A 21,978-nucleotide genomic window follows, 5' to 3' on the forward strand; every position below is an offset into this window, starting at 1 on the left:
TGCCTGTTCTTGTCGTTTTGTTGTTTGCGCTTTTTCGGAAAAGGGCGGCGGGGAGCCGCAGAACGAAAATTGCGGTTTAGGAATATTGGCTCGAATATAGGGTTTCAATCAAAATCACCTGCCTGGATTGAAATAGGCAAGTTCTGGGTCGTTGGAACTTATGAAATGCTGCCGTGTTATCCGGTCCGGGAGGAGACCACGATGGTGCTCACAACTATTGTCGCCCAACTTAGTTGTTCCGAACTCGAACGCAGTACGGACTGGTTTGCCACGATCTTCGACCGCAATCCGGATGCGCGGCCAATGCAGGGGCTGGCTGAATGGCATCACGGCCCCTCCGCAGGCTTTCAGCTTTACCAGAATCCGGCTGACGCCGGGCACGGCACGCTGACGCTCATCGTCCGTGATGTGCGGGCCGAACACGCGCGTCTTTCATTCGACGGGATTCGCCCCGGCAATATCGAGACCGCCGACTATATGATGATTCTGAGATTGCGCGACCCGGACCGCAATCTGGTCGTGCTGGCACAGCCGCGAAGCTAGATTCTAAAAGAGGGCGTCGAGCCCGTTATTGATGCCGTCGGCGCGCGGCGTGAAACCATGTCCCTCGCTGCCATGGAGAACAAGCGCGGGCATCAGCCAGAGACCGGCGCGGCTTCCGCGTATTCCTGTCACGACGATGCGGATCGCTGCCGCATCCGGGCGAGGTTGGATGGGAACGATCTTCAGCCCGCCGAACCGTCCTGAAAGTGCTTCGAGAATGGCAGAAATGGAGCCGGGCCGGGCGATGATGGCAACGCCGCCGCCGGGCTTCACAATTGCTGCCGCAGTGCGCACCCATTGTTCGAACATGCCTTCCGGCATGACATGCGCTTCCGCTTTCAAGGGATCGGGCGTGCTGCGATCCCGCGCTTCGTTGAAGGGCGGGTTCATGATGGCGAAATCGAAGCTGTTGTCGGCAAGTCCGGCGGCGATGCGCGCCTTGCCTTTGAGGGACACGTCGGCTTCGATCACGCTGATGCGGTCCGCCAGACCGGCATTCAGCGGATGCGCGACGCTCTTGCGGGCAAACCCGGCCATGAAGGCCGAACGTTCGACAAGAGTGACGGTGGCGTCAGCGCAACGGGAGGCGACGGCAAGTCCTGCGGCACCGGCACCGCTGCCGAGATCGGCAACGCGCCCGGCAAATCCGTTCGGAACGGCACTTGCCAGAATCATCGCATCCACACCCGAGCGATGACCTTTCAATGCGGGCTGAACGAGGTGAAATGCCCCACGATGGAACACATCGAGGGTTTCTCCGGCCTCATTTTCGTTTTCCAGATTCATTGATCGCGCAGTTCGTGTTCAATCTTGGCATCGATCAGGATTTGCCGCGCTTCTTCAAGCTGGTCTTCGCTGACGAGCAGGCGGCGCGGCAAGACGCCAAGAGACCCTTCGATGATGCTCATATTCGTGTCGGCAATGAAATAAGCGATCCCGGCCTCTTTCATCAAGGCTTCGGCAAAGGACAGCAGAACGGAATCATTCGTGCGGATAAGTTCGATCATGTGAACACTTTGTAGCGAATGCACCGCATTGACAACAGCTTCCTTCAATGGTGAACAGGCGTCGGAAAAGTAACGCCCGGGAGCGCATAGACGGTGCTTTGGAGGCGCTTTGGAGGCAGTTGCGACTTGAGCAATCCGGTCCGTTTCAATAATGTGGCCGGGCAGCTAGGAGAAATGGCATTGGGTTTGGTTCTGAATCTGGACGGTAAAAAGAAACAGGAAGGATCGGTTCAGCCGCTTGTCGATCTGACAAAAGCCGATATGGCGCGGGTGAACGAGATGATCCTTTCCCGGGCCGGGTCCGATGTCGAAATGATACCGGAAGTTGCCAATCATCTGATTTCCTCCGGCGGCAAGCGCCTGCGTCCCATGATGACGCTCGCAGCCGCTCGCATGTTCGGCTACGAGGGCGACGGCCATGTGCGCCTCGCGACCGCGGTGGAATTCATGCACACCGCGACGCTTCTGCATGATGACGTGGTCGATGAAAGCGATCTGCGCCGCGGCAAAAGCACAGCGCGCATGATCTGGGGCAATCAGGCGAGCGTCCTCGTCGGCGATTTCCTTCTTGGGCAGGCCTTCAAGATGATGGTCGATGTCGGTTCGCTCGATGCGCTGGACGTCCTGGCCACCTCCGCTTCGGTGATCGCGGAAGGCGAAGTGATGCAGCTTGCCGCTGCCAAGAATATGGAAACCACCGAAGACGAATATCTGGCGGTCATCAAGGCCAAGACCGCGGCGCTGTTCTCGGCTGCCGGCGAAGTCGGCCCGATCATCGCGGGTGCGCGGCCGGCGGATCGCGCAGCCCTGCGCGACTACGGCCTCAATCTCGGCCTTGCCTTCCAGCTTGTTGATGACGCGCTCGATTATGGCGGCTCGGCAGTCGATCTCGGCAAGAATACCGGCGACGATTTCCGCGAAGGCAAGATCACCCTTCCGGTGATTCTGAGCTATCGCCGGGGCTCCGACGATGAGCGTGCTTTCTGGAAGCACGCGATCGAAGAAGGCGCCAGCGACGATGCTTCGCTGCAAAAGGCCATCGGCCTGATGACGAAGCACGGCGCGATTTCCGACACGGTGCAGCGCGCGCGGCATTTCGGCGAAATTGCCCGCGATGCTCTGGCGCCTTTGAAAGCCACGCCGCAAAAGGACGCGCTGATCGAAGTCATCGATTTTTGCATCAGCCGCGTGAACTGACCGGCAGCAGCTGTAAAACTCCGGCCAGCGCTTTTTGGGGGCCAGGAATACTCGGGAAAAGCACCTTATCACGGATGCTTTTCTTGCCCCGCCATCCCAAAAAGGCCATGCTTGGGGTGCCTTTTCCGGTAAAGAGACAGCGTGCCCGGCACTTCGGAGCTCTTGTGGTTTGCTTTCCGGTATCTGTCACAGGGATTTGAGAAGAGGATAGGGCTTTATGCGGCAAGGATCGAAATACCGCCCGCTTTACGGTTTGCTGCTCTCGCTTCTGGCGGGAATAGCGATTCCGGCAAGCGGTGCTTTGGCCAAGGCGACTACCGATCCTGTATCGCCTCCTGTCCGGGCAGGCTCATTCGCCGGGGCATATCTGGCGGCGCGCACAGCCGAATCCGACAACAATCTCGCCGCTGCCGTGGATTTCTACCGTCAGGCCATGGCCTTCGATCCGGGCAACGCGCAGATCAAGCAGGACCTGCTGCTGGTTCTGCTGACCGAGGGCCGTTTCAATGACGCGCTGCCTCTGGCGGAAGAACTGAAGAATATACCGGACATCGAGCGTTTTTCCCGCGTGGCGCTGGCCATCGATGCCATCAACCGCAAGCAATATCGCAAGGTCGGCCCGCTTCTGATGCTGTCGCTGCAATCCGATATGGATCGCCTTGCGACAGGCTTCATGAGCGCTTGGGTCAAGGTCGGGCAGGGCAACCCGAAACAGGCGCTCGCCGACATCCAAAAGATGCAGGGCCCGGAATGGTACGGCTTGTTCCGCACCTATAATTCCGCACTGATAGCCGATCTTGCCGGCCAGAAGCAGGAGGCGCGTGATTTCTATCAGCAGGCCCTCGATGACCGGCCGGGCGGAAGTGCCGCGCCCGATACGTATGAGCGCATTGTGATGGCCTATGCCTCCTTCAAGCTTCGCCAGGGCGACAAGGAAGGCGCGATCAAGATTTTGAAAGATGCCGAGGAGCTTCTCAACGGCCGCATGACGATCACCGAAATGCGCGAAAAGATTGAGGCGGGCGAGAAATACGGTCGCCTGATCAAGACCGCGCAGGAAGGTGCCGCCGAGGCGCTCTATACGCTTGGAACCGCGATCAACCGCAGCGGCGCGGAAGCCTTTGCAAAGCTTTATCTGCAGATGTCGCTGCCACTGCGCCCGGACAATGACGCGACGCTTTATCAGCTCGGTGATATTTCCGCGAAATTGCGCCAGCCGGAAAAGGCCATCGAATATTATGGTCGCGTGCCGGAGAAGTCGCCCTATCGCCGTGATGCCGAAATGCAGCGCGCGCTCAATCTGGCGGAAAACGACCAGTCGGCGGAAGCCATCAAGCAGCTCAAAATCCTGCTGGATCGCGACAAGGCCGATATGCGCACCTATCTGGCGCTCGGTGGCGTCTATGCGCAGGACAAGAATTTCGCCGATGCGGCGACGATTTATGATGCTGCCGTCGAACAGATAAAGACGCCGGAGCGCAAGGACTGGCCGGTCTTTTATCAGCGCGGCATTGCCTATGAGCGCCTGAAGGAATGGGACAAGGCGGAACCCAATTTCCGCAAGGCGCTGGAGCTTTATCCCGACCAGCCGCAGGTGCTGAACTATCTTGGTTATTCCTGGGTCGACCGCGGCGAGAATCTCGATGAAGCGCTGGGCATGATCAAGAAGGCGGTCGAGCTGCGCCCGCAGGACGGTTATATCGTCGACTCGCTTGGCTGGGCCTATTACATGCTGGGCCGCTATCCGGAAGCGGTGGTCGAGCTGGAAAAGGCGGTGAAGCTTCGTCCGGAAGATCCGACGATCAACGATCATATGGGCGATGCCTATTGGCGCGTCGGGCGCCTTCTGGAAGCAACGTTCCAGTGGAACCATGCCATTGCCGGCAAGCCCGAGCCGGAAGATCTGGCCAAGATCGAGGAAAAGCTGAAGAAAGGGCTCCCGGATATTCCGGGACAGTCTTCCGCCAATGCGGTAAAGCCTGCTGAGAACAAGCCTGCTGAGCAGAAGCCGGAAGCCCCCGCGCCATCGAATGCGCCTGCTGCACCTTCCGACACGGCTCCTGAAAAGCCGACAACGGACTGATGGTTTCAGGCTGCCGGTTTCAGGGTGGTGTGACACCGAAACCGGCAGCCTGTGCTTGACCCTGCCGTGCTGACAAATTAGACCGGGCCATCATTTCAATTACGAGGCCCGACCCCGTGTCCAGTACGTTGCCAGCACATATGCATCCCACCCGTTCCTTTCAGGGTTTGATCCTGACGCTCCATAACTATTGGGCGGAGCACGGTTGCGCCATCCTGCAACCCTACGACATGGAAGTTGGTGCAGGTACGTTCCACCCGGCAACGACGCTGCGTTCGCTCGGGCCGAAGCCGTGGAAAGCTGCCTATGTGCAGCCGTCGCGCCGTCCCAAGGATGGCCGCTATGGCGAAAACCCGAACCGTCTCCAGCACTATTATCAGTATCAGGTCATCATCAAGCCATCGCCGCCGAACCTTCAGGATCTCTATCTCGGTTCGCTGCGCGCCATCGGTCTCGATCCGACGCTGCACGACGTGCGCTTCGTGGAAGATGACTGGGAAAGCCCGACGCTCGGGGCATGGGGCCTCGGTTGGGAATGCTGGTGCGACGGCATGGAAGTATCGCAGTTTACCTATTTCCAGCAGGTCTGCGGCATTGAATGCTCGCCGGTTTCTGGTGAACTCACCTACGGTCTCGAACGCCTCGCCATGTATGTGCAGGGCGTGGACAATGTCTACGACCTCAACTTCAACGGCCTCGAAGGCGACGAGAAGGTCACCTATGGCGAGGTGTTCCTGCAAGCCGAGCAGGAATATTCCCGCTACAACTTTGAAATGGCCAATACCGAAGCTTTGCATCAGCATTTCATTGATGCCGAGCGCGAATGCGAGGCCATTCTGAAAGCTGGTGCACCTGCTCCTGACGCCAATCATAAAATGCATAAGAGCGTTTTCCCGGCCTATGACCAGTGCATCAAGGCATCCCACGTCTTCAATCTGATGGATGCGCGCGGCGTGATCTCGGTCACCGAGCGCCAGAGCTATATTCTGCGCGTGCGCAATCTTGCGCGTCAGTGCGGCGAGGCATTCCTTCTGACGGATGCCGGTGGTTTCAATTTCAAGCGTGAGGGCGAGTAATGCCTGACCTACTTCTTGAGCTTTTTTCGGAAGAGATTCCCGCCCGCATGCAGCGCAAGGCTGCCGGCGATCTGAAAAAGATGATCACCGATGGTCTGGTCGAGGCCGGTCTTACTTATGAAGCCGCGACCGCCTATTGGACCCCGCGCCGTCTGGCGCTCGACATTCGCGGGCTTACGGTGCGTTCCAAGGACGTGCATGAGGACGTCAAGGGCCCTTCGGTTACAGCACCGGAACAGGCAATTCAGGGCTTTCTGCGCAAGGCGGGGCTGACGGATGTATCGCAGGCGCATGTGCATTCCGATCCGAAGAAGGGTGATTTCTACGTCGCCCATCTGACGAAGCCGGGCCGCGCCGCGGAAGAAATCATCGCTGAACTGGTACCGCAGACAATCCGCAATTTCCCATGGCCGAAATCCATGCGCTGGGGCGCTGCTTCGGCAAAGCCCGGTTCGCTTCGGTGGGTGCGTCCGTTGCAGTCGATCCTCTGCACCTTCGGTCCTGAAACCGAGGAAACCGTGGTTATCGATTTCGACGTAGACGGCATCAAGTCCGGCAATGTCACCTATGGCCACCGTTTCCTGAGCAACGGTCAGGCAATCAAGGTGCGCCGTTTCGACGATTATGTCGAAAAGCTCGAAAAGGCTTTCGTGGTGCTCGACGCAGAGCGCCGCAAGGAAATCATTTCCCAGGACGCGCACAATCTTGCCTTCGTGTCCGGTCTTGAGCTGGTTGAGGACGAGGGGCTTCTGGAAGAAGTCTCCGGCCTGGTCGAATGGCCGGTCGTGCTGATGGGTGAGTTTGAGGAAGAATTCCTGGCCATTCCGCCGGAAGTCATCCGCCTCACCATCCGCGCCAACCAGAAGTGTTTTGTCACCCGCAAGCAGGGCGAAACGGAAGCACTTTCCAACAAGTTCATTCTGGTGTCGAATATCGCTGCCCGCGATGGCGGCGCGGAAATCGCCTATGGCAATGGCAAGGTGGTGCGCGCACGCCTGTCGGATGCGCTCTATTTCTGGCACACCGACCAGCATGATCTGCCTGATCTCGATAAGCTGGCGGCATCGGCGGCAAAATTCGGTCTCGACCTGAAGAAGCCGCTTGATCAGCGCATGGCGCGTCTGGACGCGCTCAATGTCACCTTCCACGCCAAACTCGGCACGCAGGGGCAGCGCGTTGAACGCATTCGCGAACTGGCTGCGCAGATTGCGCCGCTGGTCGGTGCCGATCCGAAGCTTGCCACCCGTGCAGCCGTGCTCGCGAAGGCTGATCTCCAGACAGAAGTTGTCGGCGAGTTCCCTGAACTTCAGGGTGCGATGGGCCGCAAATATGCGTTGCTTCAGGGCGAAGACGAGGCCGTCGCCGCAGCTCTGGAAGAACATTACAAGCCGCAAGGCCCGTCCGATGTGGTGCCGAAGAACCCGGTTTCGGTTGCCGTCGCGCTCGCCGACAAGCTCGACACGCTGGTCGGCTTCTGGGCGATCGACGAAAAGCCGACCGGCTCGAAGGACCCTTACGCGCTGCGTCGTGCCGCGCTCGGCGTGATCCGTCTCCTGCTGTCGCAGGAATGGAAGTTCGCGCTGCTGCCGCTCTTCCGTTCGGCCTTTGCCGCGCTGAAAGAAGGTCAGGTCCAGCGCAAGCTGCGGGAGTTCGAAGCCAAACTTGCTGCGGAAAATTCCGGTGATGTCGATGGCGAGCAGGATATCGACAACGCGCTGCGCAACTACGAGACTGAAGTTCGTGCCGAAGCCGACCGCAGTGCGGAGCCGGTGCTGGCCGATCTTTTGTCCTTCCTCCATGACCGTTTCAAGGTGCATCTGAAGGAAGAGGGCGCACGTTACGACGCCATCGATGCCGTGCTGACGCCGGAAGCCGACAATCTTCTGCTGGTCGCCCGCCGTCTGGAAGCGCTGATCGTCTTCATCAACGAGGAAGACGGCAAGAACCTGCTGGCAGGCACCAAGCGCGCCGCCAACATTCTCGCCGCCGAGGAAAAGAAGGGCACGAAGGTCGCCGATAAGGTCGATGCTTCCCTTCTTCGCGAGGCGGAAGAAAAGGCATTGTTTGAAGCTGTTACTCTGGCGTCAACCGAGGCAGAAGCTGCCATCGCCCGCGAGGATTTCAACGGCGCGATGCTGGCGCTTGCCAAGCTGCGCGGCCCTGTCGATACGTTCTTTGAAAAGGTGCTGGTCAATGACGAGGACGAGAATGTCCGCGCCAATCGCTTGGCATTGCTCGACCTGATCCGCACGGCCACCGGCAAGGTGGCGGATTTCTCGAAAATCGCAGGCTGATAATCAGCCACGCGGGGCTTCGTTTTCCCTCATCCTCAGGAGCCTCCCCGAGCTTGTCGAGGGGAGGCGTCTCGAAGGGCTGAGGGAAAACGCACAGCGCTTTTCGCGCCTTTCTATTTTGGCTTCTCAATCCTTCGAGACGGCCCTGCGGGCCTCCTCAGGATGAGGGGTAAGCGGTTGGCGCCATTTTTGTTTATTTCAAGCTGGGCCTGAGTTCGAGGGAACCGAGGTCGGTTTCGCCGGATGCCACCGCCCAGGTATCGCCAACCACCCGCACTGGCTTGGCGGGATCGAAATCCTTCGCTGGCGTGACGGCGGGTTCAAGCAGGTCGTCAGGGACGGGCTGGCCCTGCATGCGCGCCATATAGGCCCGGGCGCGCTTGCGGCGGGCTTCGATTGCCTTTTGTGCGTCGAGTTCCGCGGCCTGCTTCTCCGCGCAAGGGCCGCAGACCGGCAGGCCGTTGGCGCCGATCTTGTCATAGCCGATATAATCGATGGAGCCGACCTGATAGGTTGATGGCGCGGCTTCACTTCCGCTTGCGAAAGCAATGGCGGGCAGTCCGATGGCCGTCAGCGAAATAGCGATAAATCGCGATAACATTATTCACCTCACGCATGATTAAAATCACCATGACCTGAAAAACCTAACAAAACGCAATTTTTCACGCGCAATCATGATCGTTTCGCCGCGATTGTGGGCGGATAGAAGCCGAGCTTGCTTGCACAGGGGCCGGAGCTTGTGTAGGCAGAACGGGCTTAACTTGGGACGCCCGCGAGGCGGAAAACCAGTGTCCGATATAGTCAAATTCGATGATGAGGCGGTCCTGCGCGCAGTGGAAGTGCTGCGGCGCGGCGGCCTTGTCGCCATTCCGACCGAAACCGTCTATGGCCTTGCTGCCGACGCTTCCAACGGTGAAGGCGTGGCGGGCATCTTCGCGGCCAAGGGACGTCCGCAATTCAATCCGCTGATTGCCCATGTAAGCGGCATCGCCATGGCCGAGCGTTATGCCACTTTTGACGCCCTGTCGCGCAGGCTCGCGGAAACATTCTGGCCCGGCCCGCTGACCATCGTTCTGCCGTTGAAGGACAAGCAGGATACCGATCGTCCCATCCATCCTCTCGTGACCGCAGGGCTGCAAACGCTTGCCATCCGCATGCCGCTTGGCCGCGTGCAGGAAATCATCAAAAGGCTCGATAGCCCGGTGGCGGCGCCAAGCGCTAACACGTCCGGGCGCATCAGCCCGACGAGTGCTTCTGCCGTTGCGGGTGATCTCGGCGAGAAGCTTGACCTGATCCTCGATGCCGGTCCGTGCGGCGTCGGCGTCGAATCCACCATCGTCAAGGTTGACGGCGATAGAGTGCATCTTCTGCGCCCCGGCGGGCTGGCTGCGGAAGAAATCGAGGCCGTCATTGGCGAAAAGCTGGTGCGCGCCGACCACACTTCCGCAATTCAAGCGCCGGGCATGATGGCTTCGCATTATGCGCCTGATGCGAGGATGCGGCTCAATGTCGGCTCGGTGCAACCGGGTGAGGCGCTGCTTGCCTTTGGCCCCCGCCGCGTCACCGGTGCAGAAGGCGCGGCAACGATCATGAACCTGAGCGCCGATGGCAATTTGCGTGAAGCAGCAGCCAATCTGTTCGATTTCATGCGCAGGCTCGATGCAACGGGTGCCGCTACCATCGCCGTCGAACCCATCCCTTTTGACGGTCTCGGCGAGGCCATCAACGACCGTTTGAAACGCGCGGCGGCCCCGCGCCAATCCTCCCTTTGAATTCAAGAGACAGACTATGCTGGACACCGCTCTGATCGAACGCTTCTCCGCCATCGTGGGTGAAAAGAACGCGCTGACCGCGCCGGAAGACCTCGCCGCTTATCTCGTCGAGCAGCGCGATCTGTATCACGGGCGCACGCCGCTGGTACTTCGCCCCGGTTCGACGGAAGAAGTCGCGGCCATCATGAAGCTTGCCAGCGAAACGAAAACGCCGGTGGTGCCGCAGGGCGGCAATACCGGCCTCGTCGGCGGACAGCAGCCGGACGAAAGCGGCACGGCCATCATTTTGTCGCTGGGCCGGATGAACCGCATCCGCAATCTCGATACGGTCGGCAATCTGATAACGCTCGAAGCGGGCGTGATCCTGAAGAACCTTCAGGACGCCGTTGAAAAAGCCGGACGCCTGTTTCCGCTGTCGCTGGGTGCCGAAGGCTCTTGCCAGATTGGCGGCAATCTTGGCTCCAATGCGGGCGGCACGGCAGTGCTCGCCTATGGCAATATGCGCGAGCTTTGCCTCGGTCTCGAAGTCGTGCTGCCAACCGGCGAGATTCTGAACGATCTTCGCTACGTGAAGAAGGACAATACCGGCTACGACCTGAAAGACCTCTTCGTCGGCTCGGAAGGCACGCTCGGCGTCATTACGGCGGCGGTTCTGAAAATCTTCCCGCAGCCGAAGGGGAAGGGCGTGGCCTATGCGGGCTTGCGCAGCCCGGAAGACGTTCTGCGCCTGTTCCAGCTTGCGACCGAACATGCTGGCCCATCGCTGACCGGTTTCGAACTGATGCCGCGCGTTGGCGTGGAGTTTACCGTGCGTCATGTCGACGGCGTACGCGACCCGCTGGAAAGCCCGCATGACTGGTATGTGCTGATCGATATCTCCTCGTCCCGCTCGGAAGAGGATGCGCGCACGACGCTGGAAACGATCCTCACCGAAGCTTTTGAGAACGACATCATTCAGGATGCTGCCATTGCCGAAAGCGTGGCGCAGGCGCAGTCCTTCTGGAAGATGCGCGAGGAAATGTCCTGGGCGCAGAAGCCGGAGGGCGGCTCGATCAAGCACGATGTTTCCGTGCCGGTCGCTTCCATCCCCGCTTTCATCCACGAAGCCAATGCCGCCACGCTGGAAATGATCCCCGGCGCACGCATCGTCTGCTTCGGCCATATCGGCGACGGCAACCTGCATTATAATGTTTCGCAGCCTGTCGGCGCCGACAAGGAAGCTTTCCTTGCGCGCTGGCACGAATTGAACCACCGCATCCACACGATTGTTGCGAGCTATACGGGTTCGATCTCGGCTGAACACGGCATTGGTCAGCTCAAGCGCGAGGAACTCGCCTTCTTCAAACAGGACGTTGCGCTCGACCTGATGCGCCGCATCAAGTCGGCCTTCGATCCGGCGGGCATCATGAACCCCGGCAAGGTCCTGTAAGGAAAAAGCCCTTCCTGCTGGAAGGGCTTTTCTTTATGACCGTTCGAAATCGAAATCGTCATCCAGCGGCAAGGTCGGCGGACGCCGGGAATGGGCAGTTCTTCGGTAAAATGTCCCATCTGCGAAAAGTGGCCAAGATCGCGTGTCAGCCGTTTCAAATCTTCGCGCAATTGCAGGGGCCGCGCGTGGGCTGCGCAGCTTCAGACAGGTGATTTCAGATTTGATATAGTCTCGCGCAGCTGGAGAAACGATAACCTTCACGCAACCGCGCCCTTGATGATTGTATCAACTTCCTCAATGACGGCATCAAGATCAGAGCCTTGGCCATTTTCGATGGCGCGGCGGGCCTTGGTGATATCCCTGATCTCTTTGCCTTCCGATGCGAGATAGGCTTTCATTGCCCGGACGATCACCCAGCTTCTGCTTCGCTCCGAGATGCTCGCGATTTCTTCGATCTCCGCCAATACATCGCGCGGAATGCGCATAGTGATCGGATCAGACAGAGATTGATTTTTCATAGTTTTTCCCTTTGTTTGTAATACGGAGTAGTCCGAGATGGGCGTTTCGTCAATTGCTGGAGGGAATTGGCGGCAATGAGGAGGGGCGAATTTTGGTAAACGCTTCTTCAGAAGAATTTCCGAATTCTTACACCTGGTTGCATTCTGCTAACCAAAGGAAAAGGCAGGAAAAAGTTAACCCAACTCATTAAGCTCGCCGGTAAGGATCAGCGCCTATTCTCCATCTCAACAAAGAGCAAAAGCTCAACGAGGGAAGTCGGGATAACCGGCTCCTGAGACAAAAGAGACAGAGAGACAGAGGCGTTGAATATGATGAGCAAGGGACTGAAGCCCGATTGGGCAGGCCGGGAATTGCGGCTCGATCCGTTTCACTTTCCGCAGGTGGTGAGCTATGCGACCCGCGACGGAAGCACCGATGTCACCTTCACCATCAACGAGCGTGGCGCAGTGATCCGGCAGGTTCTGCCTTCAAGCGGTCTGCCTATGTCCATCGCTCTTCCGGCCAATGCATTTTTGGGTGTTGCAGCCCGTGCGGTGGAGGATGAGTTCGGCGAAATCACAGTGACGCTGGAGTTGATGCATGAAGATCCGCAGCTTTCCGTTCCCCTGCTCGTCGCACATGATCTGACCGACGTTGCAGCCGACTGGCGCGCATGGGCTGCTAGCTTCAATCTGCCGATGATGCTGGTTGAGGAAGATGGCGTTGCCCGCCCGCTTTACGAAAGCACCGGCGCTATGCGCACCAGCCAGCCGCAGGCTCGCCGTCAGGGACAGGAGCCGCGCCGCCGCCGTCCACGTTTTCTCGCCCGCCGCAAGACCGGCACGCTTGGCGTCCGTCTCGTGATCTCCGGCAAGGAAATCATTGCCCGGAACTGAAATAGAGCATTTCCAGCAAAAGTGCGAAGCGGTTTTGCGTAGGATAATGCGGCAAGCTAATAACTTTGGCTGACCTCCCAAAAAGCCCCCCGAACGTTCACAGCGTTCGGGTTTATTTTTTGCGGCTGAGGAATGCCATCACCGCTTCACGGGCCTCATCCGACGTAAGCCGTTCGGAAAAATGTTTGGCCTCGCGCGCAATGCGCTCGGAAACCGTTTCAGCAGGCATGCGCATCAGCGCACGGGCAATCTGCATGGCCTGCGGCGGCTTGGCGGCGATTTCTTCCGCCGCCTTCATCATTTCCATTTCCAGCGCATCGTCGGCAACGATCTGGTAAACGATACCGGCTTCCTGTGCGGCTTCCGCTGTAAATCCGTGGCCAAGCGCCAGGAGCGCAAATGCCTTTTGATGCCCCATCAGCGATGGCGCCAGCAGGCTGGAAGCGGCTTCGGGCACAAGGCCGAGATCGACAAATGGCGTGCGGAACAAGGCGCGCGACGTAGCAAATGTCAGGTCGCAATGCAGGTGGATGGTTGTGCCGATGCCGATGGCAAGCCCGTCGATGCCCGAAACGATGGGTTTCCGGGCACTGGAAAGAGCGCCCAGAAAATCCAGAACCTCGTTGCCGAGACCGCCGCCGGAAGCCGCGACCATGAAATCCTGCATGTCGTTGCCCGATGAAAATGCCCCCGGGACTCCAAGGAATACGTGCACGCGCACCGCGTCGTCGGCATCGCCATCCTTGAGCGCCTTCGTCATGGAGGCATACATGGCCCGGGTGATGGCGTTCTTCTTGTCGGCTCGGTTGAGGCGGATGATCTGGATCGCGCCTTTGCGCTCGATCAGGATATGTTCGCTCATGCTTATGCCTCCAGCGCAGATTTGGCGGCGGCAAGGCTGGCAGCGCCGGTGATGACTGTGTCCTTCAGGGACAATACTTCGGCAAGCATGTTTTCCGCGAAGAAGCGGCTCAGCACGGCGCGCCCATTATCGTCACCGGCAAGTGCAGCGCGCGCGAGATAGGCACCGCCTGCAACGAGCGACAAAAGCCGCTGGTAGGGCGTGGCCCCGGCAAGGGCCGCCTCAAGCTGTCCTTCCGCAACTGCCTTTTGCAGCCATTCGGTGGCCTCGCGGGCTTGTGCGATGGCCGCGGAAAGCCGCGCACCGGTCTCGCCCAGTTCCGGACGATTGGATGCACTGGCCTTATCCGCATCTGCCTGCAATTCGGCAAGGAAGCCCTTGACGTGCTCGCCGTTGCCGAGAGGCAGCTTGCGCGCCACGAGATCAATGGCCTGAATGCCGTTGGTGCCTTCATAAATCGGGGTGATGCGGGCATCGCGCAGCAATTGTGCAGCACCGGTTTCTTCGATGAAACCCATGCCGCCGTGAATCTGGACGCCCAGCGAAGCGACATCCACGCCCGCATCGGTCGCAAAGCTCTTGGCGAGCGGCGTCAGCAAACCGGCGCGATCCGACCAGAACTCCCTGTCCGCACCTTCGCTCACATGGCTCATGTCGATGGCATGGGCGCAGGAATAAGTGATCGAACGGGCAATCTGGGTCAGCGCCTTCATGGTCAGCAACATGCGCTGAACATCGGGATGCTCAATGATCGGGCTCATGCCGTCTTTCGGGTCGGCACCGATGGCGCGGCCCTGCTTGCGCTCCTTGGCATAGCTGAGCGCCTGCTGATAGGCCGCTTCCGCCACGCCAACACCCTGAATGCCGACCAGAAGGCGGGCATTGTTCATCATGGTGAACATGCAGGCCAGACCACGGTTTTCCTCGCCGATCAGATAGCCGACCGCACCCTGTTCCTCGCCCTTAACAAAGCCGTCCCCATAAATCATGGTGCAGGTTGGCGAGGCGTGAATGCCCATCTTGTGCTCAAGACCGGAACAGAACAGATCGTTGCGGCGTCCGAGCGAACCGTCTTCGTTGACGAGGAATTTCGGCACGAGGAAAAGCGAAATGCCCTTGGTGCCGGGAGGGGCATCGGGCAGGCGCGCCAACACCAGATGCACGATATTGTCGGTCAGGTCATGCTCGCCATAGGTGATGAAAATCTTCTGGCCGAAAATGCGGTAGGTGCCATCGTCGCCACGTTCCGCACGGGTGCGGAGCGCGCCGAGATCGGAGCCTGCCTGCGGTTCGGTGAGGTTCATCGTGCCCATCCACTCGCCGCTGATGAGCTTTTCGAGATAGACGTCCTTCAACTCTTTCGAGGCGTGCTTTTCAAGCGCCTCGACCGCGCCCATGGTCAGTGTCGGGGCGATGGCGAATGCCAGCGTGCCGGAATTCCACATTTCGCTGACAGCCACCGACATCAAGGTCGGCAGGCCCTGACCGCCATATTCCGGTGTGCCGGTAAGCGAGTTCCAGCCGCCTTCGATCCAGTTGCGGTAAAGCTCCTTCCAGCCCGGCGCAGTCGTGACGACGCCGTCCTTGACGGTCGCGCCATGCTTGTCGCCGGTTATGCGCAGAGGCTCGACGCGCTCAGAGGCAAACTTGCCCGCTTCTTCCAGAATGGCGGCGGCAAGATCAGCGGAAAAATCAGGGAAGCGGTTGTCGCCAAGAGCTTTCTCCAGCCCTGCGACTTTCATCAGCGTATGGGAAATTTCAGAAACCGGCGCGCGATACATCTTTCCTCCAATATAGTTTGTCGGCCTCTCCTCAGAAGCCTCCTGCATCGGCGCTGTTCGCATTCCGGCAGGCGCCAAACGGCTATCCGACATAAGAGCTATCGGCTTATTACGTAAACGTCAATGTTTTCGATACACGTCATCGTGATGGAATGGCGGACGGCCATCCACACGCGACGGTCCATCGTCGCGAGGACAAAAGCGCGTAGAAAGGGAAGAATTATTGTGCCGTAAGCAGTCCCGTCGGTGACGTCAGGACTGCTTCTCGCGCTCCACCGCACGCCAGCCGATATCGGAGCGGTAGAAACCTTCCGGCCAGTCGATGCGCTTCACCGCTTCATAGGCCTTGGCTTGCGCTTCTGCGACCGTATCGGCAATGGCGGTGACATTGAGCACGCGCCCGCCATTGGCAACGATGTTGCCATCCTTCTCTGCCGTTCCGGCGTGGAAGACCTTGACGCCATCGATACCTTCGAGCTTGCCGAGATCGCGGATGACGCTGCCCTTCTTCACATTGGACGGATAGCCTTCCGCAGCCATCACCACCGTCAGCGCTGGCTGATCCTTCCAGTCGAGTGAAACTTCATCCAGCTTGCCGTCCACGGCAGCATTGATGAGCGCGAGAAGGTCGCTGTTGAGGCGCATCATCAGCACCTGGCATTCCGGATCACCGAAACGGGTGTTGTACTCGATCAGCTTCGGGCCGTCCTTGCCGATCATCAGGCCGAGGAACAGGATGCCGGAGAACCGCGCGCCGATTTCCGCCATGCCGCGCATGGTCGGTTCGATCAGTTCACGCATCGTGCGTTCAACGATTTCCGGGGTCATGACCGGGGCAGGGGCATAGGCACCCATGCCGCCTGTGTTCGGGCCGGTGTCGCCGTCGCCGACGCGCTTGTGATCCTGCGCCGAGCCAAGCGGCAATGCCGTCTTGCCGTCGCAGATGCAGAAGAAGCTTGCTTCTTCGCCGTCCAGAAATTCCTCGACCACCACCTCGGCACCGGCGGAGCCGAATGCGCCCTCGAAGCAGGCGTCCACCGCGTCAAGCGCTTCATCGAGTGTCATTGCTACAACCACGCCCTTGCCTGCGGCAAGCCCGTCGGCCTTCACGACGATGGGCGCACCCTTTAGGCGGATATAGGCCTTGGCCTTGGGCGCATTGTTGAAGCGACCGTAAGCGCCCGTCGGAATGTCGAAGCGCGCGCAGAGATCCTTGGTGAAGCCCTTCGAGCCTTCAAGCTGTGCCGCAGCCTTGGAGGGGCCGAACACACGGATACCCTCGGCGCGCATTTCGTCGGAAAGGCCCGCCACAAGCGGCGCTTCCGGCCCGACCACCACGAGATCGATCTGCTTGTCCTTGGCAAAGGCAATCAGCGCCTTGTGGTCATCGGCGCTGATGTCGACCAGCTCCGCGACTGTCGCAATGCCAGGATTGCCGGGCGCGCAATAGAGCTTTTCGAGCAAAGGAGAGGCGGCAAGTTTCCATGCCAAGGCGTGCTCGCGACCACCGGAACCGATCAACAGAACTTTCATGCCTTGCTCCCTGCGCTTGAGGTAAGTAAACACTTAACTAACCCGGCTCTCTATTGCCCATCGCACACGCGGGCAAGGGCAGGCTCGCGATTTTTCCAGAAAAAGCGGGTAGAGTCGTTCAGTTTCGAGAAAGCAGACGACCATGCAGCATCCGCAAACCAACCCACAGGTCAATTCTGGCATCCAGTCCCGCGATGCGCGCGGGCGGGTGAAGGACGCTCCTTCCGGCCATTGGGTTTATCGTGTCCTGCCGCATTGGCTGTGGCCCTATGCGCAGCTTGCCCGCTGGGATCGTCCCATCGGGTGGCAGCTCCTGCTCTGGCCATGCTGGTGGTCGGCAGCGCTCGTGGCGGGCGCGGGCGCCAAGCCCGGCGACGGTGCCTGGGCCGTAATGCCGTCTTTCTGGCATCTGTTTCTGTTTCTGGTCGGCGCCATCGCCATGCGCGGTTCCGGCTGCACTTATAACGATCTTGTCGATCAGGACATTGACGACAAGGTGGATCGCACGCGCTCGCGCCCACTGCCATCCGGGCAGGTAACACGCGGGCAGGCCAAACTGTTTCTGGTTTTGCAGGCACTGGTCGGCCTCGTAGTCGTTCTGCAGTTCAACTGGTTTTCCATCGGTCTTGGCATTTTCTCGCTGCTGATCGTTGCCGCTTATCCTTTCATGAAGCGCATTACCGACTGGCCGCAATTCGTGCTTGGCCTTGCCTTCTCATGGGGCGCACTCATGGGCTGGGCTGCGGTCGAAGGCTCGCTGAGCCTTGCACCGGTGCTTCTCTATATCGGCGCGATCCTGTGGACGATCGGTTATGACACGATCTACGCGCATCAGGACAAGGAAGATGATGCGCTGGTGGGCGTGCGTTCCACGGCGCGTCTGTTCGGCAAGCATACCAAGACGGCGCTGATGGTGCTTTATGGTGGTGCGATCGGCTTCTTCGCGGCGGCTTTCGCCGTGGCGCAAGTGCCGATGCCAGCACTGGCCGGATTGCTTGCAGCAGGCGTGCATCTCTATCGCCAGATCATCGTGCTCGATATCGACAACCCGGACCAGTGTCTGAAACTGTTCAAGTCGAACAATATTGTCGGCTGGCTGATTTTCCTCGGGCTTGTTCTCGGAAGCCTCTGGGTGGCGGTCAAGCCACTGGTATAAACAAGAAGGCCACCGTTTCCGGTGGCCTTCTTGTTATCAGGTTACGGATAAAGCCTGTCCTTGTTCCAGTCGCCCTCCGCTGTCGGGCGCGTAAACAGAACGCGGTCATGCAGGCGGAAGGGCCGGTCATGCCAGAACTCGATCGAGACCGGGCGGATACGGAAGCCCGACCAGTAGGGCGGGCGCGGAATATCGCCGATGGCATATTTCGCCGTATATTCCGCAACCGCCTTTTCCAATGCGAAACGGCTTTCGAGCGGGCGTGACTGCTTGGATGCCCATGCACCGATGCGGCTGCCGCGCGGACGCGAAGCGTAATAGGCATCGGCTTCGGCGTCGCTGACTTTCTCTACCGCGCCACGCACGCGCACCTGACGGCGCAGCGTCTTCCAATGGAAGCACATGGCGGCTTTTTCGGCTGACAGGATCTCTTTGCCCTTGGTGCTTTCATAATTGGTGTAGAAGACGAAACCCTGTTCGTCAAAATCCTTCAGCAGCACCATGCGCACATTGGGCAGGCCATCCGGGTCAACCGTCGCCAGCGCCACCGCATTGGGATCGTTCGGTTCGCTCGCTTTGGCATCGGTCAGCCAGTCGGCAAAGAGCTTGAACGGCTGGGAGGATTCGGTGAAGTCGTCACTTGCGTTTGTCATTTTGGATTTTCAACAGCCTGTCGGAAATTCGCGGATCATCCTGCAAGGGAATCCCCGCCAGAGACACCCAATGGTGCGGGTCGGGAGGGAGCTTCTTCGATAACCGTCATTTTGTCCATGGCCTTGCCCGGATGTGTCGTCGCAGGTACCGACTTCACTTTACTTGGCGGGCAACTTCTAGTAGGGCCGCCCGTTCAAGGTAGGGGCTATGCCAAAACTCGATTTCCTGACGCTTTATATCGTAATTTTCTTAAATTCGCTGACGGTCTGCATCATCTGGTCCGCTATCGCCTTCTCTTATCGCAAATTCAAGCCAGCCAGGATCTGGCTGCTTTCGACGACGCTCCTGCTGGTTGGAGGCTTCGTTCTTTCGTTGCAGGGCAATGACGGCGCGTTCTGGCCTGCTGTCATCGGCAACACCATCATCATCTATGGCTTCTGCCTTGCCTTTGTCGGTGCACGATATTTCTACGGCCAGAAAGGCGGCTGGCGGATCGCGGCGGGAATATCGCTCGCAAGTTTTGTCGTCATGGCCGCGTTTCATGCGAGCTGGCAGGGGCGGAATATCGCCTATGCGGTGGGCCAGTCGGTGCCGATGGCGATGACAGTTTTCTATCTGGTGCGGCAAAAGAACCTCGGTCTTGGCGGCCAGATCGCGATCACGGCCTTTTTGCTCGGCATCATTGGACATGCCATCGAGACGTCGCTCAATATCGCCGCATGGGCGGGAGAATTCGACCAGTCGCTCTATTTTTCCATCGAAAGCTATGCGCTGGTCTGCGTGATATATAGCGGTGTGATCTGGAATTTCGGCTTCATCGTGATGGCGATGAATCGCCTGCACGGCGATATGGCCAGGGTCGCTGAGACAGACGAACTGACCGGGCTCCCGAACCGCCGCCATTTCATGAAAAGGCTGACGAGGGCGGAGCTCGCATTCAGCGAAGACGGTGTGGCTTATAGCGTCCTGCTGATCGATATCGACAATTTCAAGCAATGGAACGACACATACGGCCATGCGCTGGGCGATCAGGCGCTTGTACATTTTGCCGATGTTGGGGTCGACATCCTTGATCGGCGTGGTGTGCTGGCGCGGCTGGGTGGCGACGAATTCTCAATTCTGCTCCCCAAGATGCATGAAGGGGAAGCAATGGAAATCGCGCGCGAAATCGTCGACGCGATCAACGGTGCACCGCTTGTTTTTCGTGGACAGAAGCTCGCCATGACGGTCAGCATCGGCATTGCCAGCGAGGAGCGCGGCAAGGAAACGGATGACCTCGACGTCTTTGCGCGGGCAGATCTGGCACTTTATAAAGTGAAACAGGCAGGCCGGAACGGTTATGCAACCAGCGCGGCTAAAGTAAACATCCGACACGCTTCTTTCGCTGAAATAAGGCGGGTTGGGGAGTGAGGCGGCCTCTGGCCGACAGGATAGTGGGGAACATCCTTTGACGGCTGAACAAAGTATCGAGTTGGGCGTTGTGCTCCGATTCCGATTTGTTTACCTTTCCGGCACACCGCTTGTTAACCCAAGCTCACCCATAATCCCTGCATCTTTAGCGTGTAGAATAAGGGAATAGCGTTGTCCGTCGAGACGCTTCGCCACGAAACCAATCTCTGGAGCCTGTGCCGGGGCGCAAATGTGCTGCGCAAGGCTGCGATTGGCATATGCCTCTTCTCGCTTGCCGGTTGCGCGATGGGTGGCGTGAGCATTGAAAAGGCTGTGCCTGATTCTTCCACGATTACCGGCTCCGTGAAGCAGCCGCAGCCGGTCGAGACCGATACTGGCAGGCTTTCCGATCAGTCTGCCATAAAGAACGTCGTTTCCGCGCTCAACTTCACCCAATGGGGTAAGAAGCCCGTTCCGTGGGCCAATCCCGATACGGGCAGCCAGGGCACCATCACGACGATTGCCGAGAACAACAGGAACAATCAGCTTTGCCGCCAGTTCGAAACCTCGCGCGAAGCTTTTGACGGTGTTTCCATCTACCGTGGCGAAACCTGCATGGAGCGCGGCGGTCAATGGACGGTGACTTCTTTCGCGCCGATCTGAAAAGAAAAGCCTGACCTGACTGGAACTTTGCCGGTCAGATGCGCATATTGTGGGCAACGAATCTTGTTTATCTCACAGTATTTCCTGAAAGAGGAACTATATGCGCGATCCCTATAGCGTGCTGGGCGTCGCCAAAACGGCGAAGCCCGAAGAAATAAAATCGGCTTTCCGCAAACTGGCCAAAAAGCACCATCCTGATCAGAACAAGGATGATCCGAAGGCGCAGGAGCGCTTTGCAGAACTGAACCAGGCTTACGAAATTCTGGGCGACAAGGACAAGCGCGGGCAATTCGACCGTGGCGAGATCGATGCCGAGGGCAAGCCCGCTTTCCAGGGCTTCACAGGCGGACAGGGTTTCGGCGGCCCCCATGGCGACCCGTTCGCCGGTTTCCGGCAGGGCGGGGGTGGCAACAGCCACTTTGAATTTCGTTCCGGTCCCGGCGGCTTTCAGCAGGGCGGCGGCTTCGGTGGCGCGGAAGACATTCTGAACGATCTTTTTGGCGGCGCTTTCGGTGGCGGTGCCCGCGCGGGCGGAACGCGTCAGCGCGGCCCGGCGAAGGGAGCCGATCTTTCCGCATCTATCGATATCACGCTGGAACAGGCTGCCGGCGCTGAAAAGGTTGAAGCGATCTTCCCGAACGGCAAGCATCTCAAGATCAAGCTGCCCAAATATGTCGAAGACGGTCAGACCATTCGCCTGAAAGGGCAGGGCGAGACCTTGATGGGCGGAACGGCCGGCGATGCGCTGGTCACGATCCACTTCAAGGCGCATCCGCGGTTTCGCCTGGAAGGCCGCGACGTCCATGTGGACCTGCCGGTCGAACTTGCCGACGCCGTTCTCGGCGGCAAGCAGGAGGTCGAAACGCTGGACGGGCGGATTGCCGTGAAAATACCGGCATGGTCGAGCTCTGATCGTGTGCTGCGCCTGAAAGAAAAGGGCCTTCCGCTCAAAGCTGCCGGACGGGGCGATCTTTACGTACATGTGCGGATCATGCTGCCGGAAGGTGGCGACAGGGAGCTGGAAGAATTCCTGCAAAAACGCAAACAAGCCTGAGCACGTCTTCAATCGTTTAAAGCCGGGTGTTGTCTCTTTGCGGCAGTAAAGTGACAATGCCCGGCTTTTTCACTGCAATTGCTTGAAGGAG

At 58.9% G+C, this 21,978-nt stretch carries 20 protein-coding genes and 2 pseudogenes; 12 read left to right on the plus strand and 10 right to left on the minus strand.

Features of this window, described 5'->3' with window-relative positions; translation table 11 throughout:
* Window positions 1-201 precede the first annotated feature (201 nt).
* Window positions 202-543, plus strand: coding sequence for a VOC family protein (locus J9800_RS12635; RefSeq protein WP_112590467.1), 342 nt, complete (start codon window positions 202-204; stop codon window positions 541-543).
* Between the two features lie 3 nt (window positions 544-546).
* Here the strand turns inward: J9800_RS12635 and J9800_RS12640 are convergent, their stop codons facing one another.
* Window positions 547-1,329 carry a tRNA1(Val) (adenine(37)-N6)-methyltransferase gene (locus tag J9800_RS12640; RefSeq protein ID WP_112590466.1) on the minus strand — a complete coding sequence of 261 codons (783 nt, stop codon included), beginning with the start codon at window positions 1,327-1,329 and terminating at the stop codon, window positions 547-549.
* Window positions 1,326-1,550, minus strand: a complete 225-nt coding sequence (locus tag J9800_RS12645) for a putative signal transducing protein (protein WP_112590588.1) — start codon at window positions 1,548-1,550, stop codon at window positions 1,326-1,328. Before J9800_RS12645 ends, J9800_RS12640 begins: the two co-directional genes overlap by 4 nt.
* A 180-nt stretch (window positions 1,551-1,730) precedes the next feature.
* Here J9800_RS12645 and J9800_RS12650 point away from each other — a divergent pair, with 180 nt between their 5' ends.
* From J9800_RS12650 to glyS, 4 genes are all read left to right on the plus strand, one after another.
* Complete coding sequence (locus J9800_RS12650) at window positions 1,731-2,747, plus strand: polyprenyl synthetase family protein (RefSeq protein WP_112590587.1); 1,017 nt, start codon at window positions 1,731-1,733, stop codon at window positions 2,745-2,747.
* A 217-nt stretch (window positions 2,748-2,964) separates the two neighbouring features.
* Window positions 2,965-4,830 (plus strand): tetratricopeptide repeat protein, encoded by a 1,866-nt coding sequence (locus J9800_RS12655; RefSeq protein WP_112590464.1) that lies wholly within the window; start codon window positions 2,965-2,967, stop codon window positions 4,828-4,830.
* A gap of 140 nt (window positions 4,831-4,970) precedes the next feature.
* Window positions 4,971-5,906 (plus strand): glycine--tRNA ligase subunit alpha, encoded by a 936-nt coding sequence (locus J9800_RS12660; protein ID WP_061345098.1) that lies wholly within the window; start codon window positions 4,971-4,973, stop codon window positions 5,904-5,906.
* Window positions 5,906-8,200: a glycine--tRNA ligase subunit beta gene (gene glyS, locus J9800_RS12665; protein WP_210845738.1), complete on the plus strand. Its 2,295-nt coding sequence runs from the start codon at window positions 5,906-5,908 to the stop codon at window positions 8,198-8,200. The genes J9800_RS12660 and glyS overlap by 1 nt, the downstream gene beginning before the upstream one ends.
* A 193-nt stretch (window positions 8,201-8,393) precedes the next feature.
* Here the strand turns inward: glyS and J9800_RS12670 are convergent, their stop codons facing one another.
* Window positions 8,394-8,801: a hypothetical protein gene (locus tag J9800_RS12670; protein ID WP_112590461.1), complete on the minus strand. Its 408-nt coding sequence runs from the start codon at window positions 8,799-8,801 to the stop codon at window positions 8,394-8,396.
* Window positions 8,802-8,988: 187 nt separating this feature from the next.
* Between J9800_RS12670 and J9800_RS12675 the strand changes: the two genes are divergently transcribed.
* Entirely contained in the window at window positions 8,989-9,972 is a 984-nt protein-coding gene (locus tag J9800_RS12675; RefSeq protein WP_112590460.1) for an L-threonylcarbamoyladenylate synthase, read from the plus strand.
* A 16-nt stretch (window positions 9,973-9,988) separates the two neighbouring features.
* Window positions 9,989-11,401: an FAD-binding oxidoreductase gene (locus J9800_RS12680; protein WP_112590458.1), complete on the plus strand. Its 1,413-nt coding sequence runs from the start codon at window positions 9,989-9,991 to the stop codon at window positions 11,399-11,401.
* 74 nt (window positions 11,402-11,475) lie between these two features.
* On the opposite strand, the pseudogene J9800_RS12685 reads toward J9800_RS12680, so the two are convergent.
* From J9800_RS12685 to J9800_RS22200, 3 genes and pseudogenes are all read right to left on the minus strand, one after another.
* Window positions 11,476-11,662 (minus strand): annotated as a pseudogene (locus J9800_RS12685) (type II toxin-antitoxin system RelE/ParE family toxin); the annotation flags it as partial.
* Window positions 11,659-11,919, minus strand: a complete 261-nt coding sequence (locus J9800_RS12690; protein ID WP_112590457.1) for a CopG family ribbon-helix-helix protein — start codon at window positions 11,917-11,919, stop codon at window positions 11,659-11,661. The gene J9800_RS12690 and the pseudogene J9800_RS12685, both read right to left, overlap by 4 nt.
* 107 nt (window positions 11,920-12,026) lie before the next feature.
* Window positions 12,027-12,239 (minus strand): annotated as a pseudogene (locus tag J9800_RS22200) (hypothetical protein).
* Here J9800_RS22200 and J9800_RS12695 point away from each other — a divergent pair.
* Window positions 12,229-12,795 carry a DUF6101 family protein gene (locus tag J9800_RS12695; RefSeq protein WP_112590455.1) on the plus strand — a complete coding sequence of 189 codons (567 nt, stop codon included), beginning with the start codon at window positions 12,229-12,231 and terminating at the stop codon, window positions 12,793-12,795. The pseudogene J9800_RS22200 and the gene J9800_RS12695 overlap by 11 nt on opposite strands.
* 112 nt (window positions 12,796-12,907) lie before the next feature.
* Here the strand turns inward: J9800_RS12695 and J9800_RS12700 are convergent, their stop codons facing one another.
* From J9800_RS12700 to purD, 3 genes are all read right to left on the minus strand, one after another.
* Window positions 12,908-13,657: a crotonase/enoyl-CoA hydratase family protein gene (locus tag J9800_RS12700; RefSeq protein WP_112590454.1), complete on the minus strand. Its 750-nt coding sequence runs from the start codon at window positions 13,655-13,657 to the stop codon at window positions 12,908-12,910.
* 2 nt (window positions 13,658-13,659) lie between these two features.
* Window positions 13,660-15,438, minus strand: coding sequence for an acyl-CoA dehydrogenase family protein (locus J9800_RS12705; protein ID WP_112590452.1), 1,779 nt, complete (start codon window positions 15,436-15,438; stop codon window positions 13,660-13,662).
* Between the two features lie 252 nt (window positions 15,439-15,690).
* Window positions 15,691-16,971 (minus strand): phosphoribosylamine--glycine ligase, encoded by a 1,281-nt coding sequence (purD, locus tag J9800_RS12710; RefSeq protein ID WP_112590450.1) that lies wholly within the window; start codon window positions 16,969-16,971, stop codon window positions 15,691-15,693.
* 142 nt (window positions 16,972-17,113) lie between these two features.
* Between purD and ubiA the strand changes: the two genes are divergently transcribed.
* Window positions 17,114-18,127 carry a 4-hydroxybenzoate octaprenyltransferase gene (gene ubiA / locus J9800_RS12715; RefSeq protein ID WP_112590449.1) on the plus strand — a complete coding sequence of 338 codons (1,014 nt, stop codon included), beginning with the start codon at window positions 17,114-17,116 and terminating at the stop codon, window positions 18,125-18,127.
* 41 nt (window positions 18,128-18,168) lie between these two features.
* Here ubiA and pdxH read toward each other — a convergent pair whose 3' ends face one another.
* Window positions 18,169-18,780, minus strand: coding sequence for a pyridoxamine 5'-phosphate oxidase (gene pdxH / locus J9800_RS12720; protein WP_112590447.1), 612 nt, complete (start codon window positions 18,778-18,780; stop codon window positions 18,169-18,171).
* 208 nt (window positions 18,781-18,988) lie between these two features.
* Between pdxH and J9800_RS12725 the strand changes: the two genes are divergently transcribed.
* The 3 genes from J9800_RS12725 (at window position 18,989) to J9800_RS12735 (ending at window position 21,887) form a co-directional block, all read left to right on the plus strand.
* Window positions 18,989-20,191 carry a GGDEF domain-containing protein gene (locus J9800_RS12725; protein ID WP_210845740.1) on the plus strand — a complete coding sequence of 401 codons (1,203 nt, stop codon included), beginning with the start codon at window positions 18,989-18,991 and terminating at the stop codon, window positions 20,189-20,191.
* A gap of 213 nt (window positions 20,192-20,404) precedes the next feature.
* A complete protein-coding gene (locus J9800_RS12730) occupies window positions 20,405-20,833 on the plus strand; it encodes an RT0821/Lpp0805 family surface protein (protein ID WP_286167403.1) in 429 nt (142 codons plus the stop codon).
* A 100-nt stretch (window positions 20,834-20,933) separates the two neighbouring features.
* Window positions 20,934-21,887, plus strand: a complete 954-nt coding sequence (locus J9800_RS12735) for a DnaJ C-terminal domain-containing protein (RefSeq protein ID WP_112590443.1) — start codon at window positions 20,934-20,936, stop codon at window positions 21,885-21,887.
* Window positions 21,888-21,978: the final 91 nt, after the last annotated feature.

It is taken from the genome of Ochrobactrum sp. AP1BH01-1, from assembly GCF_018066705.1.
GTDB lineage: Bacteria > Pseudomonadota > Alphaproteobacteria > Rhizobiales > Rhizobiaceae > Brucella.